Origin of the sequence: Bacillus salacetis, assembly GCF_003581585.1 — a bacterium.
Classification (GTDB): domain Bacteria; phylum Bacillota; class Bacilli; order Bacillales; family Bacillaceae_B; genus Rossellomorea; species Rossellomorea salacetis.
This window is the reverse complement of sequence record NZ_QXIR01000038.1, coordinates 1-13175: the sequence shown is the minus strand read 5'-3', so window position 1 is coordinate 13175 and position 13175 is coordinate 1. Positions and strand designations below refer to the sequence as shown.

The 13175-nt window shown below is 38.6% G+C and carries 18 protein-coding genes and 2 pseudogenes; 17 read left to right on the top strand and 3 right to left on the bottom strand.

The genetic code is table 11. The features are described 5' to 3' along the window. Window positions 1-10 precede the first annotated feature (10 nt). On the top strand, window positions 11-556 hold the full coding sequence (locus D3H55_RS20335; protein ID WP_119549137.1) for a GNAT family N-acetyltransferase: 546 nt from the start codon (window positions 11-13) through the stop codon (window positions 554-556). Between the two features lie 251 nt (window positions 557-807). Further along, window positions 808-1452 carry a hypothetical protein gene (locus D3H55_RS20330; protein WP_136035757.1) on the top strand — a complete coding sequence of 215 codons (645 nt, stop codon included), beginning with the start codon at window positions 808-810 and terminating at the stop codon, window positions 1450-1452. 273 nt (window positions 1453-1725) lie between these two features. Here D3H55_RS20330 and D3H55_RS20325 read toward each other — a convergent pair whose 3' ends face one another. Further along, window positions 1726-2346, bottom strand: coding sequence for a lysozyme inhibitor LprI family protein (locus D3H55_RS20325; RefSeq protein ID WP_240628711.1), 621 nt, complete (start codon window positions 2344-2346; stop codon window positions 1726-1728). A 294-nt stretch (window positions 2347-2640) separates the two neighbouring features. Between D3H55_RS20325 and D3H55_RS20320 the strand changes: the two genes are divergently transcribed. From D3H55_RS20320 to D3H55_RS20310, 3 genes are read left to right on the top strand one after another with little or no spacing between them, the layout of a single operon-like run. After that, on the top strand, window positions 2641-2922 hold the full coding sequence (locus tag D3H55_RS20320) for a YwqI/YxiC family protein (protein ID WP_119549134.1): 282 nt from the start codon (window positions 2641-2643) through the stop codon (window positions 2920-2922). An 11-nt stretch (window positions 2923-2933) separates the two neighbouring features. Next, window positions 2934-4853, top strand: a complete 1920-nt coding sequence (locus D3H55_RS20315; protein WP_205685514.1) for a T7SS effector LXG polymorphic toxin — start codon at window positions 2934-2936, stop codon at window positions 4851-4853. Next, entirely contained in the window at window positions 4841-5170 is a 330-nt protein-coding gene (locus D3H55_RS20310) for a hypothetical protein (protein WP_119549133.1), read from the top strand. The genes D3H55_RS20315 and D3H55_RS20310 overlap by 13 nt, the downstream gene beginning before the upstream one ends. A gap of 249 nt (window positions 5171-5419) precedes the next feature. Here the strand turns inward: D3H55_RS20310 and D3H55_RS20305 are convergent, their stop codons facing one another. Continuing rightward, on the bottom strand, window positions 5420-5791 hold the full coding sequence (locus D3H55_RS20305; RefSeq protein ID WP_119549132.1) for a hypothetical protein: 372 nt from the start codon (window positions 5789-5791) through the stop codon (window positions 5420-5422). A 31-nt stretch (window positions 5792-5822) separates the two neighbouring features. Between D3H55_RS20305 and D3H55_RS20300 the strand changes: the two genes are divergently transcribed. From D3H55_RS20300 to D3H55_RS20265, 9 genes and pseudogenes are all read left to right on the top strand, one after another. Next, window positions 5823-6518, top strand: a complete 696-nt coding sequence (locus D3H55_RS20300) for an HNH/ENDO VII family nuclease (protein ID WP_240628709.1) — start codon at window positions 5823-5825, stop codon at window positions 6516-6518. Window positions 6519-6536: 18 nt separating this feature from the next. Beyond that, window positions 6537-6962: an SMI1/KNR4 family protein gene (locus D3H55_RS20295; RefSeq protein WP_119549131.1), complete on the top strand. Its 426-nt coding sequence runs from the start codon at window positions 6537-6539 to the stop codon at window positions 6960-6962. 186 nt (window positions 6963-7148) lie between these two features. Further along, window positions 7149-7309: pseudogene (locus D3H55_RS25545) on the top strand (WXG100 family type VII secretion target); the annotation flags it as partial. A 9-nt stretch (window positions 7310-7318) separates the two neighbouring features. Further along, window positions 7319-7747 carry an SMI1/KNR4 family protein gene (locus D3H55_RS20290; RefSeq protein ID WP_119549130.1) on the top strand — a complete coding sequence of 143 codons (429 nt, stop codon included), beginning with the start codon at window positions 7319-7321 and terminating at the stop codon, window positions 7745-7747. 518 nt (window positions 7748-8265) lie between these two features. After that, window positions 8266-8712, top strand: a pseudogene (locus tag D3H55_RS20280) (LXG family T7SS effector ribonuclease toxin YxiD); the annotation flags it as partial. Continuing rightward, complete coding sequence (locus D3H55_RS20275) at window positions 8712-9155, top strand: SMI1/KNR4 family protein (RefSeq protein WP_119549128.1); 444 nt, start codon at window positions 8712-8714, stop codon at window positions 9153-9155. The pseudogene D3H55_RS20280 and the gene D3H55_RS20275, both read left to right, overlap by 1 nt. Beyond that, on the top strand, window positions 9152-9400 hold the full coding sequence (locus tag D3H55_RS24545) for a hypothetical protein (protein WP_168413189.1): 249 nt from the start codon (window positions 9152-9154) through the stop codon (window positions 9398-9400). Before D3H55_RS20275 ends, D3H55_RS24545 begins: the two co-directional genes overlap by 4 nt. Window positions 9401-9525: 125 nt before the next feature. Beyond that, complete coding sequence (locus D3H55_RS20270) at window positions 9526-9720, top strand: DNA/RNA non-specific endonuclease (protein ID WP_119549127.1); 195 nt, start codon at window positions 9526-9528, stop codon at window positions 9718-9720. A gap of 19 nt (window positions 9721-9739) precedes the next feature. Further along, the gene (locus D3H55_RS20265; protein WP_119549126.1) at window positions 9740-10195 is read left to right on the top strand and encodes an immunity protein YezG family protein; all 456 of its coding nucleotides are present in this window, start codon (window positions 9740-9742) and stop codon (window positions 10193-10195) included. A gap of 174 nt (window positions 10196-10369) precedes the next feature. Here the strand turns inward: D3H55_RS20265 and D3H55_RS23880 are convergent, their stop codons facing one another. Further along, window positions 10370-10621: a hypothetical protein gene (locus D3H55_RS23880; RefSeq protein ID WP_168413188.1), complete on the bottom strand. Its 252-nt coding sequence runs from the start codon at window positions 10619-10621 to the stop codon at window positions 10370-10372. A 227-nt stretch (window positions 10622-10848) separates the two neighbouring features. Here D3H55_RS23880 and D3H55_RS20260 point away from each other — a divergent pair, with 227 nt between their 5' ends. The 3 genes from D3H55_RS20260 to D3H55_RS20245 all read left to right on the top strand — a co-directional run bounded on the left by D3H55_RS20260 (window position 10849) and on the right by D3H55_RS20245 (window position 12843). Continuing rightward, a complete protein-coding gene (locus D3H55_RS20260; protein WP_119549125.1) occupies window positions 10849-11187 on the top strand; it encodes a hypothetical protein in 339 nt (112 codons plus the stop codon). Between the two features lie 347 nt (window positions 11188-11534). Next, complete coding sequence (locus tag D3H55_RS20250) at window positions 11535-12233, top strand: GntR family transcriptional regulator (RefSeq protein ID WP_276310258.1); 699 nt, start codon at window positions 11535-11537, stop codon at window positions 12231-12233. Next, window positions 12196-12843, top strand: a complete 648-nt coding sequence (locus D3H55_RS20245) for a sterol desaturase family protein (RefSeq protein WP_119549123.1) — start codon at window positions 12196-12198, stop codon at window positions 12841-12843. Before D3H55_RS20250 ends, D3H55_RS20245 begins: the two co-directional genes overlap by 38 nt. Window positions 12844-13175 lie beyond the last annotated feature (332 nt).

The window sequence follows — 13175 nt, the reverse complement described above, 5'->3', positions numbered from 1 at the left end:
AGAGCTTTGAATGGCTCATGTTTTCTCAATAGAAAGGATAAAAAAACAATTTGAAAATGCAAAAACAGAGAGGCTATTATTGCTTCGGCCAAAGATGGATGATGCAGAGGAAGTATTTCGAATCGAGAGCGATCCGAAGACCAATCTGTTCAGACCTGCAGGACCGATGAAGGATATCAAGGAAGCGCAGGAAAACCTGAGAACATGGCAATTGGACTGGGACACCCATGGCTTCGGCTATTGGTTGGTGAGCCTGCCCGAAACAAAGAAAATTATCGGGATCGGCGGTCTGAGACCCAACCGCTGGGATGAGAAGGAAGTGTTAAACCTATACTACCGGTTTTCCCCTAAAGCATGGGGAAAGGGATATGCATCCGAGCTTGCCAGGTATGCTGTTGAAATGGGGAGGACCCATTTGCCTGACATTCCGGTGGCCGCCCAAATCCGTGAGGCCAATATCCCGTCCATCCAGGTTGCGGAGAAATGCGGGCTGGAAAGGCAGCCAGAATGGGATACGGATGAACATCTGGTTTATGCCTTAGGGATAAGACAGTAAATGAAAAGAATTGTAGACGCGCCTGTGCTCACAGGCGTTTTTTTATTTGAAGAGATGTTATAGGATAAATGAAGCTTTTAAGATAAAATGACAGGGTTTAGTCTATTGTTAGACACGGTCTTCAGATCAGATACACGAACCTGCCTTTCCAGCCGGATAATACAAATGTTTTTGCAGTCATGTTACAATTATGTAAGATGATGTAAATAAACTAGAAAGTTACAGGTGATTGAATGTCAGGAAAAAAAGCAATGTTTTTTGTACCATTAGTACTCTCTCTCTTAATTCTGACTGGCTGCCGGATTGTTTTTGACCCCACGGCCCAAAAGGAAGAACAAATAGAAACCCAGAAGGACCACCGTAAAGTAGTTAAGGTTCAGGAGCAGGAAGAGGTGGGCGAGGCTCCAAAAGGTGAGAGGAAGATTACCCTTGGAGGCAGAGCGGAATTAGAAGGCAATAGTATTGTAGTTACGGGCCAGACCAACCTTCCAGCTGGTGCAGTAGTCAGATATGAACTCAAACAATATTATCCTGACGCGGATTTAGAGGAATTTGAGCAATATAAAGCGGAACCCAAGGCAAAGGAAATAGAAAGGGATGCAAGGGAGATTGGAACAGGAGGCACAGCAAGGGCTGCTGTGTTTGAGTTACCCGAGCCGGACCAAAGGTATCGGTTGGATATGTATTATATTCCCTATGACGCCAGTCCGGAAATACAGGAATTGCTTCTGGATGATGAAGAAAGCATAGATGAATTAGAGGGAATCAAGACAATTGAATACCAGGAGGCTGCTGTATGGGATGGCAGGTCGGAAATAAAAGGATACATTGCCCATATAAACATCCTGCCAAATGAAGGAACAGAAAAAGTGACTCTGGAGTTTGAACAAATGTAGTTCATCTGGCGCATTTTGAGTGAGATGGCCATTTAAAGTTTAATAGGCAAACTAATTTTCTTCTCAGAAAAGTTTTGACTTGTCATTACTAAAAAAGATCCAGGCAATTACCGCTGCCTGGATCTTTTTTTATCTTTTCAATTGACCAATAGCAATAAGCAGGCAGGAAGTTCCATTTCTCCGTCCTGAAAATTCCACAAGATAGTTTAATGCTTTAAAGCGCGAAAAGGGACAGTCCCTCTTCGCGCTTTAAAGCGATAAAGTGAATTCGATTTACTCCATATAGTGGGATACAAGATAATACGCTCTCTCTTTAGTAAGCGTGGCCTGTGTCGCTACATATTCCAATGATTCTGTCGTGCCGCCTTCATACTTTAGGGAGGCTTTCTTTGCTTCTTCATCTCTTTGCTGGACCCACTCCCGCTGCTCAACACGCAGCTTGTCCATCTCTTCTTTGCTTAGCTGATCCTCCAGCGTTCCATAAATTTCATTCAACGCTTTATCCCATTTCGCATATCTTTCCTGCTCTTGTTCTTCCATTTCAACCGTTGTCTCTTTGGCCTCTGCATTTTTATCTTCTTCTTCCATTTTGTTCAGTTTTTCCAGATATTCTGATTTGGTTTTTGCATCCGAATCAGTCTCATCAGTGGCTTGTGCTGTATCATTTGAGTCTGAATCAGAGGACGTGCTATCCTGCTCAGATGGTTCATCATCTGACTCAGCTGCCGTTTCTTCTGCTTTCTTATCGTCCGTCTCTGTATCCGAGGATTTTTCATTTTGAGTGGATTCCTGGTTATCAGCACCCGCATTCGACTCTTCAGAAGAATTTCCGCAGGCAGCGAGTAACAGTAACATCAACGATAAAGTCATTACTACTAAATATCGCTTATTCATCTTTATCTCCCCCTCTGTAATTACAAATGAATTGGAAATTAACCAACAAATGTAATGCTAACATAAAAATGGGTGGGAATTGGGTTTATTGGATGATTTTTTATAAAATACAACCTAATTAACAGTTCACTAACAATACTAAAGTACGAGGAGCATTTTCCTGTTTTTGCTAAAAATCAGGTTAAAAATAGAATGCTCTGGTAAACGATGGTACTATATTTATGAATTGGAATTTTATAGGTGTTTTTTAAATAATGATATCTAAATTAAAAACAATTAGAAAGGACCGATTAAATGGCCACTGAAATCAAAATTCAGTACAAAGAGACGGAAAGAGCCCTTTCGATGCTTAGGCAGGCAGTACATGCCTGGAACTCCGCTTATCCAAGGCAGGTTGGCGGAGATAATGAACTGCAGGTCATCAACAAGCTGAATGAGCTCAACGAACAATGTCAGGAAATGCTTGAGAGCTATAAACAGCTTCTCTTGGAAAATCAAGCGGCTGCACAATATTCCGTAGAAACCATGGAAGAAACCGATCATTCCCTTTCTTCCATGATCACCTTAAGCCGGTAGGGAGGCACTCTATGAAAATACTAGATGTGGAAGCCTTTCATAGTGGATTGAGAGAAATGGAGGAAACCTTGTCCTCACAGAAAGATCAGGTAGAGCAGGTTGAAAAAGCCGTCACTGAGGTAGTCAATCTGGATGATGCTTTCAAGGGAGAAGGAGGGGGTGCGATCCGCGATTTTTACCGCAGCAAGCATCTTCCCATGCTGGAAAAGTACCAGCTGTTTCTATCAGACTACCAATCCGTCCTGAGGCAAATGAAAGAAGCCCTTTATTCCCTTGAACCATCCCCTGCCGGGTACATCAGGCAGAGTTTCCTGGAAAGCGATGTCGAGCAAGGCATTCAGCGTGCACGGCAGACGACCATGGATCTGACCAGTGAGGCAAACGCCGCACTACGGAGGGTATCAGATATCGTGTCAGTGCCACGGATACAGGACAGGCCCTTTCTTCAACAGGCAGCCATCGCCCAGCGGGAAAAAGAACGCAGCATAGAAAGGCTGCTCGAATTCGACCATATTCAAACCGGATCCCTCTCTTCTTTAGAAAAGCAAGTCCACTCCATGATGCAGGAAATCACGCAGCTTCAAACTGTTTTTCAAAAAGGAAAGCTTGGTATAATAGAGAAGGATAATAAGATCAGTATTGAGGAATTATCGTTTCAATCAACATTATCAGAGTTTGCCTCTGCATGGATGTCGCAAAAATTTTCCCAGTTCCTTGGTACACTGGAAGGGGGTTTCTTTGCGATCGTCGATATCGTGAGCGGTCTGGCCGACTCACTCATCGCCCTGTTCACGGATCCCATCGGCTTCTTCAAGGGCACTCTCAATACCGTCCTGCATCCGATAGACACCGCCAAATACATTTGGAAAGGCCTGGAGCAATCCTATGAAGAGGAAGTCGTCAATGGGGATGTCCGAAGCGGATCGAGGTACTTTTCCTATGCAGTGACTTATATCGCCGCATCCATATTCGGTGCCAAGGGCGTTGACAAAGTCAGCAAACTGAGCAAAGCCGGGAAAATGAATTCCAAACCGGACGTTCCTTACAACGTCATGACCACCGCCAAAATAAAGACCTTCATCAAGAACGGTGTCAAAAGCACCTTCGGAAAAGTAGAAGACACCGTTCATAATCTGCTTTCATCCCGAAGCGGAATCAGAGCAATGGAACTAAACAGACTTTCCACGCACCTCCAAGACTTATTCAGAAAAACCAGAAACGTCCTGAACCCGGACAAAATCAAAACCGCCATCGACAAAACCTATCAAAAAGTAGCAGCTGGACCTATCTCCAAGGCTGTTCAATCTGGTGTTTTTTCCAGGATAGGAAGGGTTTTGTTGAATGAACAGGGACATGTGGTGATTCCTGGGAAGGGGAAGGATTTTAACGGGGCTAAGGGTACGGATATTGGAATTAAGCAAACCAGCCAAACTAAACCAGCAGAGCTAATTATAGCTGATAGAACTAAGGGATTAGATTTAAACCCACATCCTATTCAGCAGAAACAATTAAGTGCTAAAAAGATGAAAGAATTGAAAGGAAAAATAGAGAATAGGACTATTACCAAAGCTGAATATCAACAATATACCTGGAATAAAAAATTTACTAAACATAGGAATTCTGGTGTTTTCGATTTTTGGTATCAAGAACGTCAAAGAATATTAAATAACGAAACTCCAACAAGAAACTGGAATCAAGAACAAATAAATGATATTTTGAAGGGTAAGAAACCTAAGGTAAATGGAGAAATCGTACAAGGACATCATTCCTATAGCGCTTCACAATATCCTCACTTAGCGGATAAAGGGGAAATTATATATCCAGCAACACCTAATGAGCATTTAAAAGGTTGGCATGGCGGTAATTGGAAAAATAGCCTACCAGGTAGACCAATTAATCTTATTGAGGAGGTATTTAAATGGCCAAAATGAATGTTCAAATAGAAAAAGATGCTAATGAGGTTAAATACATTTCTATTTTAAGAAAAAATACTAATAAGAGTATATCTGAAATTAAAGAATTAATTAATAATAATGATTTCATTTTATCGTATGATCTTTTAGAAACTGATGAATTGCTAGAAATGAGAAAAATAATAAGCTTATTATTAGAGGCTGGTGCTAATGTTCAGATTTATGAAGATAACAGAGAGGTTAGTATTGAATTTTTAGATAATCTTATAGAATCATATTTAGATACAGAAAGATATTTAGAAGAAGTTGATGAGCAAATGTTTAATGAAGATTAAAACGGTTTTTGGATAGATTCCTTAAGTAAAGGAAGTCCTTACTTGAAAAACAATATTAAATGTTAAAGAAATTGGTTGATGTTAAATTGGATTGTGCAGTGTTCGAGGAACTTACTTAGGTATTAGCTATTTTTTCAGTCACTAGAAAAGCCATAAAATTGTATACTAAAGGAATATATCTTCTTAATTACTGAATTAAGGGGACCAATTCAGTAGGCAGTTCAGTTCACGAATTTTATTAATTTAATTTTAAACACTTGATAGTCTTCTTTTAGGCATCCAGTGTTTTCTTTTTATTATACATTTAGATATCATCAGAAAATATGTATTTATCGAAATCAAAACCCTAACATTTGAAATGAACTGAATCAATCCTATGAAGAGGAAGTCGTCAATGGGGATGTCCGAAGCGGATCGAGATACTTTTCCTATGCGGTGACCTATATCGCCGCATCCATTTTCGGATCCAAGGGCGTAGACAAAGTCAGCAAACTGATCAACGCCGGCAAAATGAACTCCAAACCGGACGTTCCTTACAACGTCATGACCACTGCCAAAATAAAGACCTTCATCAAGAACGGTGTCAAAAGCACCTTCGGAAAAGTAGAAGACACCGTTCATAATCTGCTTTCATCCCGAAGGAAAACGAGCAATGGAACTAAACAGACTTTCCACGCACCTCCAAGACTTATTTAGAAAAACCAGAAACGTCCTCAACCCGGACAAAATAAAAACTGCCATCGACAAAACCTATCAAAAAGTAGCAGATGGACCAATCTCCAAGGCTGTTCAATCTGGTGTTTTTTCCAGGATAGGAAGGGTTTTGTTGAATGAACAGGGGCATGTGGTGATTCCTGGGAAGGGGAAGGATTTTAACGGGGCTAAGGGTATGGGTAAAGTTGCAGGGCTTAAATCCAGAAAATTATCCTCTGAACAAATTGAATTAGATTGGCTGGCTGACAAATATACTGCTGTAGAAGTGAAAGGAACAGTTAAAGTTGGTGGAACGGAAGTAGATGTTTCCAGAAGAGTCTACCAAATTGAGATTGATAAAAATTATATACCTAATAATCCAAAAGCACTAGGAAAATCAAATGGAGAATTAATGAAAAAGGGCAAATCACCTTATATTGTAAAAGATGGGGTTGAAAGTAAAATTGAATTACACCATTTAATTCAAAAAGAGCCAGGTGGAATGATTGAAATTGCGGAGCTAACTCATGATAAATACGATATGACGTTACATGGTTTGGTTGAAAATGGGAAGAGTTTTAGAAATAATCCAGAACTTGAAAAAACGTATAATAACTTTAGAAGTAACTATTGGAAAATGCGTGCTAATGAATAATAGGAGTGAGTATAATTTATGGATGAAAGAATTATTAAGATGGTCGAAAATTATGGTGAAGAAGATGATTTTTTTGGAGAAGTATCAGAAGAATATGTTAATAAGGCTGAAGAAAAACTTAGAGTTAAATTTCCTCAAAGATATCGCGATTTTATAAAAAAATATGGTTCGGGGGGGATTTGTGGGGTTGAGCTTGAAGGTGTTCAGGACAAGTTAGGAGCATCTGTAGTTGATGCAACAGAGAGATGGAGAAAATTAGGGTTGGCTATGAACTTAATTGTGGTAGAGGACTCAGGAGAGTTTGCTAGATGTATATATAGTGCAGAAATTGATGATGACAGAGTTTTTAGTTGGGAAAGGGGGGGAACAGATTTACATCCAAGATATAAAACATTTGATGACTATGTAATAGACATTTTTCAAGAAGGAATTGATAACTTGTAAAATACTATTAGGTTATGCAGGGGATACTTATGCAGAAATTACGTACCAATACAAATTATTAAGTTTGATACAGTAGTAGTGATGTCAATCGTGTCATACTGTTAAAATAAAATCTTACAAATTTGTACTAGTTAAAAACATATGAACTTAAAGCCTTGATTGTGAAATAAAGGATTTTCAAATCGTGTTCATGGAGGATTAGTCTCAACTAGGCACATAATGAATTGTTAGCAATAATAGATACTTATAGGGACTATAATACCTTTGTTAGACGACTTAATAACTGGGCTAATTATAGATTAGAGGGTGGGGTTTGGTCTCTACCACAGGGTCAAAGATTAAAGTAGGAAGATAATATGAGCATATTGCCTGAGAGACTTGATGAAGTTCTAGGAGAGGAAATATATAAACGTGAAGATAGCAATTTAGTACAGGATGCTTTAATAAGGCTATGTGTAAACGCATCGGATACTTTCCAAGAATTTTATACCCAGTATGCAGGGCCTTTTTGGGAAGAGCATGTACCTTTTGAATTACTTGATATAGCAGATGAAGAAAACAATATTGAATCATACACACTCATTTCTAGAAAAGAACATGGTTTACCGAAGCAATATCTGGTTTTAAGTGAAATGTCAGCAAATGCTGTATTAGTACTGGATACTGTAACAGATAAAGTTTATATAGTTAATTTTGAGGGTGGAGATGAACTGCTTATTAAAGGTGAGTTACATGAAAGTTGGTCATCGTTTTTTGATTTGTTGAAGGCATATTTTAATTGTTAATTATAGTTTTATAAAAGATAATTCGTAGATACTTAAAACCTTGAATGGAAATATTTTCTTAAAGGTTTTTCTTTTTTTGATTTGTTACTGTTATAGACAAAGTCAGCAAACTGAGCAAAGCCGGCAAAATGAACTCCAAACCGGACGTTCCTTACAACGTCATGACTACCGCCAAAATAAAGACCTTCATCAAGAAAGGTGTCAAAAGCACCTTCGGAAAAGTAGAAGACACCATTCATAATCTGCTTTCTTCCCGAAGCGGAATCAGAGCAATGGAACTAAACAGACTTTCCACGCACCTCCAAGACTTATTTAGAAAAACCAGAAACGTCCTCAACCCGGACAAAATCAAAACCGCCATCGACAAAACCTATCAAAAAGTGGTAGCGGGACCGATCTCCAAGGCTGTTCAATCTGATGTCTTCTCCAGGATGGGCAGAGTTTTGTTGAATGAACAGGGGCATGTGGTGATTCCTGGGAAGGTTTCGCAGGGTGAGAGGGTTGATGGTGGACATAACGGTTCGAGTAAAAAAATTGATTCTGATTCAATAAAAAAATATTTAAGAGATATAAAGAGCCGAACAGGTAGAGAGTTACCTAAAAACCAAATAGAGAAGTTGAAGGAAGCATTAAGAAATAAAGAGAATAAAAAAATGCCACCTATAGAAACAGCTAGGCATAGGGTAGAATTTGATAAAGTAAGAATTAAAGTAATTAAAGAATGGGAAAAAAATACTGGACAAATTTGGCCTGTATATAATACAAATGTTATTTCAGAAAAAACAGGTAGAATTGTTAGGAAACAAGGAGATAAGTATGATGCCCATCATATAATTGAGAATACTTTTGGAGGAGAACATGTATGGTGGAATATTCATCCTGCAAAATTTCCAAATGAGCATCAAGCTGGTATTCATGGAACTGGTTCACCAGCAAATAGACTATTTAAAGGAGGTAAAAAATAATGAACTATGAATTTATAAAGGCAAACCCAGAAAATAGTTTTTACCCTGTGACTGAGAACGAATTATCAGAGGTTGAGAAGGAACTCGAGTTAAGTTTCCCCAAGGAATTAGTTGATTTTTATAAAGAAGTCGGCTACGGATTTATTAAAGGATCAGAGTTTTGTATTAATCGTATAATGGACCCATCCTCTGTAAGAGATTTTCGATTAAGAGTTAATGATTTTGAGTTTTATCCCGATATAGAAATCTATGATGAGTTTGAGGATAACAAACTAATATTTTTTGAAGGCAGCGAATCTGCTTTATTGTCTATAGAATTAAATGAAAATGATAGAAGTGCAGTTTATTATTACGATATTCAAATTGCGACTTCTCTTGAAGAATTTTTAAGGAAAATAAAAGAAAATGATAAATATTATTTGGAACTATTAGATGATTTATGACCAATAATAAAACAAGCCTTGAAAGGTTTCTTTCAGGGCTTCTTAGTTTTACTAATAGGAAAACTGACATTTGTGGAGAAAAAGAATCGAGAGTTCATGATGTATATACAATTAAGGCAATTTATTTATTGAAAATAGATGCTTCTGTTTGGATGTCGCAAAAATTTTCCCAGTTTCTTGGTACACTGTGGGACATAGGGACAGATTCCTCATCCCTCCATATATTCCCAGTAAAAATTCTTTAACTTTGAATATTCTTAGCTTTGATCTAGGTGCTTGAGGTGTGAATTACCTATTGATCCCTTGGGCATGCCAAAGAGACATGTCATCGCCACATGTCTTTTTTCTGAATATAATAAATTGAACCAGCATGGGACATGGAACCTGTCCCTTCGTCCCTCAGAAGATTGAAGATGAATGGGCTGCAGCCTTAAAGGAAATCCCACCAAAAGAAGTAAAAATCAATCTAGAAGTAATTTATTCTGGTAATAATGTGAGACCGGAAAAATTCCTAGTTAAATACACAATTGATGGTGAGTCGTTCTCTGAAGTCCTTTTAAACTAAACCAAGGAGTGAAAACTAGGTGAATACTTTTGAAGATAGATTTAGTGAATTGCAAGTTGATATGATAGACATTTGTATGGAATATATTGAAGATAAAGCGGATAAAGTATATGTTTATGCTTCATGTGAGGAAAGTATAATTTCGAGCAAGTTTTTTTATTTAATTAATAATAAGTATGTAAAGCCTCATAAAGTGAATGATGCTTTGGCGAACGGTGCTGAAAGATACAATGTATCTTCTGAACGACAGTTTATGGTTTTAGAAGTCTTAAATGAAGATATTGAAAAAGTTAAAGAACTATGTATGGATTATGAAAAAGACATGCCAACTGAAATGAAGTTAACATATGATGTTAAGAATAATAAACTCAAAGCTGAATACAAGTATGATTTACTTTATACAAATCACGAAACTAAAACCGCTCGCCAGATTGCTGATGAGTGGTTTGAAGAGGTGCAAAATAATAAACTATAAACTTTGATTGTAAAGCAGATTTATAATTGAAACTTATAAAGCACTTGATTTCCAATAAGGAAACAAGTGCTTTTTGGATTTCATTTTTTACGCAAGAAGATACCGTCCTGCATCCGATAGACACCTCCAAATATATTTGGAAAGGCCTGAAGCAATCCTTTGAAGAGGATGTCGTTAATGGGGGATATTCGAAGCAGATCGAGGTACTTCACCTATTCGGTGACCTATATCGCCGCATCCATTTTCGGAATCAAGGGCGTAGACAAAGTCAGCAAACTGAGCAAAGCCGGCAAAATGAATTCCTAACCGGACGTTCCTTACAATGTCATGACCACCGCCAAAATAAGGACCTTCATCAAGAACGGAGTCAAAAGCATCTTCGGAAAAGTGGAAGACACCGTTCATAACCTGCTTTTTTTCCCGCATTAACAAAGAAGTTATGGATACTAGCAAAAGATTTTTTACTCTAAAAAAGAACTAATTGAGATATGAAAGACTATAAAACTTAAGGAAAGCAAATGCCAAAAGGAAACCTTTTACTGGATAGTGGGACAGTTACCCGGCAAAACTAAGAGCTGAAAAGTTTCACCTAAGCTCGGGAGGGAATATAGGATATATAATAGTACCTTAGGCTATAACCGGGAGGAAATTTCATGCAGATCAATCGAATGGTCAGAAGCTATATGGTGCAGATCATGAACAGCGAGGACTTCTTGAAACATGTGGCTGAAACTGTTGAACGGCAGCTTAATGAGTGGGATGTAAGCTATAAGGTCCTGGTGATGAAGCTCAGGGATTATGAACTGGTCATCAAAAATCTTGATCAGGAATTCCAGGTGAAGATGACCGATCAGGAAGTGCATGTGCTGCATAGCACCGGATTGTTCAAACTAGACCATAAGATATGGACGGAATTAATCAAGCAGGGACTGCATATCCAGGAAGGATACGGCAACTACCTGAGTACGGTACTGGAAGAGGTACATGAGTGAAGAGCTTTCTACTGATGGCTCTTTTTTTTTGGCTTTTTTCTTAAACTTTGCTGCTATTTCTTATAAATTTCAAATAATATCCTGGTAAATCGCCGTAAAAAACCCTGGTGAGCAGGAAAGAAAAGAGTTGCTCGTTCTATTTGATAGTGAAAATTTTGAAAACAGGGGAAAAATCCTGCACATGGGATTTTTCTGAAAACGGCTTTTTTATGAGGAAAGCAAGGAATAAATTTAAAAGTATAATAAATTTACTGAAAAATTTGACAAATAGGATGATAAAATCATATATTGGTATTACCATGAATAAAATTGGTAATACCAAATTAGGAAGGGGCTGAAAAACCTCTGTGAAAGAACGTTCTACCGACAGAATTGAGAAACAAATGATTACAAATATTCTCCAAGGGGAATACGCCGCCAATACCTCTTTGCTGCCAGAAAGAGAGTTGGCAGATGCTTATGACGTCGGAAGGCCGACGATAAGAGAAGTTTTGCAGCGATTAGAAAGGGATGGCTGGATCACGGTCCGGAAGGGAATGCCGGCTATCATCAATGATTATTGGAAAAACGGTAATCTAATGACGATTGCAAAAATCCTCTCGTTCTATGAAGATATTCCGGACACTTTTATCCGAAACCTGTTGGAATTGCGCATCACTCTTGCCCCAGCGTATATTTCAGATGCTGTATCGCATCACCTTCTAAAAGTGATCTCCTTATTTTCCGAATGGGAGGATTTGCAGGACGACCCCAAATCATTTGCAGCATTTGACTGGAACCTTCAGCACAGCATGGCAGGTATGTCCCCAAACCCTATTTATCTATTGATTCTGAATAGTTTTAGAGACGTTTACTTGAAAGTAGGAGAAAGATATTTCAGTCATGAGAACCATCGCCAGGTTTCCCTGAATTATTATCATTCTTTTCTAGAAGCGCTGCTGAACAGAAAGGTAGAGGAAGCGGATCGTCTTACAAAGGATGTGATGAAAAGAAGTCTTGATTTATGGGATGAAAAACAAGTGGAGGGTGAAAACCTTGAAGAATAAAGGTCAATTTCGTGATTTCTTTTTTCATATCGATATTTTGATTATGCTGTCCATTTTGGGTGTGATGGCCGTTTTGTCCATTTTCATGGTTCCCGGTTATTATGAAATATTATATTTCGGAATTGGTTTGTTGATATTCATGTTCAGTGAATACCTCACACATCGTTTTCTCTTCCATTTAAAAGCTCCTGATAATCCTTATCTTCTGAAATTTTTAAAGCGCTTACATTATGATCATCATAAGTATCCTAATGATTTAAAGCTGCTGTTTTTACCAGTATGGTACAGCCTCCCTAATTTTGCAGCCCTGTCGGTGATATTCTATCTGATTACCAGAACAGTGGAAGGTACAGTGGCTTTCGGTGCGGGGTTGATCACGTTGCTGCTCGTCTATGAGTGGAGACATTTCATCGCTCACCGGCCGATAAAGCCTAAGACCAGGTTCGGGAAATGGGTGAAAAGGACTCATACCCTTCACCACTTCAAAAATGAAAACTATTGGTACGGTGTTTCAACTCCTTTTGTCGATGCAATCTTTGGGACACTGAAGGAACAGACAGAAGTTGAAACCAGTCAAACCGTCAAGGATCTTGAGAAGAGGGCTAAATGAGCATGATGTTTCGAGGTGGAGTGAATGATATCTGGTATGGGGATCACCAGAGGAAGGGGAGCGGTCGTAAGTGGTACGAATAGAAGGTAAATATACCCTTAAAGACAAGAATGGCAGTTTGAAAGGGTAAGATAAATGAGGGATTGTGCTCTTGGAGACAGGTCCCGCATGAAGTAAAGATAGGATTGACAAATAAATGAACCCTTGGAAATAGGGAAAGTTTGCTCAAGAGGCACGAATAGAGGATAAACATGCCCTTAGAGTCTGGTCTAGCAGCCTGAAGGGGAATGATTAGCCAAGGAAGGTACCCTTGGGAATAGACATATGTGCTC

Excerpts from the sequence above, each read along its gene's own strand:
- D3H55_RS20335 (WP_119549137.1), top strand. The coding sequence starts at position 11 with ATGGCTCATGTTTTCTCAATAGAAAGGATAAAAAAACAATTTGAAAAT.
- D3H55_RS20330 (WP_136035757.1), top strand. The coding sequence starts at position 808 with ATGTTTTTTGTACCATTAGTACTCTCTCTCTTAATTCTGACTGGCTGC.
- D3H55_RS20325 (WP_240628711.1), bottom strand. The coding sequence starts at position 2,346 with ATGAATAAGCGATATTTAGTAGTAATGACTTTATCGTTGATGTTACTG.
- D3H55_RS20320 (WP_119549134.1), top strand. The coding sequence starts at position 2,641 with ATGGCCACTGAAATCAAAATTCAGTACAAAGAGACGGAAAGAGCCCTT.
- D3H55_RS20315 (WP_205685514.1), top strand. The coding sequence starts at position 2,934 with ATGAAAATACTAGATGTGGAAGCCTTTCATAGTGGATTGAGAGAAATG.
- D3H55_RS20310 (WP_119549133.1), top strand. The coding sequence starts at position 4,841 with ATGGCCAAAATGAATGTTCAAATAGAAAAAGATGCTAATGAGGTTAAA.
- D3H55_RS20305 (WP_119549132.1), bottom strand. The coding sequence starts at position 5,791 with ATGAACGGTGTCTTCTACTTTTCCGAAGGTGCTTTTGACACCGTTCTT.
- D3H55_RS20300 (WP_240628709.1), top strand. The coding sequence starts at position 5,823 with ATGGAACTAAACAGACTTTCCACGCACCTCCAAGACTTATTTAGAAAA.
- D3H55_RS20295 (WP_119549131.1), top strand. The coding sequence starts at position 6,537 with ATGGATGAAAGAATTATTAAGATGGTCGAAAATTATGGTGAAGAAGAT.
- D3H55_RS20290 (WP_119549130.1), top strand. The coding sequence starts at position 7,319 with ATGAGCATATTGCCTGAGAGACTTGATGAAGTTCTAGGAGAGGAAATA.
- D3H55_RS20275 (WP_119549128.1), top strand. The coding sequence starts at position 8,712 with ATGAACTATGAATTTATAAAGGCAAACCCAGAAAATAGTTTTTACCCT.
- D3H55_RS24545 (WP_168413189.1), top strand. The coding sequence starts at position 9,152 with ATGACCAATAATAAAACAAGCCTTGAAAGGTTTCTTTCAGGGCTTCTT.
- D3H55_RS20270 (WP_119549127.1), top strand. The coding sequence starts at position 9,526 with ATGGGACATGGAACCTGTCCCTTCGTCCCTCAGAAGATTGAAGATGAA.
- D3H55_RS23880 (WP_168413188.1), bottom strand. The coding sequence starts at position 10,621 with ATGCGGGAAAAAAAGCAGGTTATGAACGGTGTCTTCCACTTTTCCGAA.
- D3H55_RS20260 (WP_119549125.1), top strand. The coding sequence starts at position 10,849 with ATGCAGATCAATCGAATGGTCAGAAGCTATATGGTGCAGATCATGAAC.
- D3H55_RS20245 (WP_119549123.1), top strand. The coding sequence starts at position 12,196 with ATGAAAAACAAGTGGAGGGTGAAAACCTTGAAGAATAAAGGTCAATTT.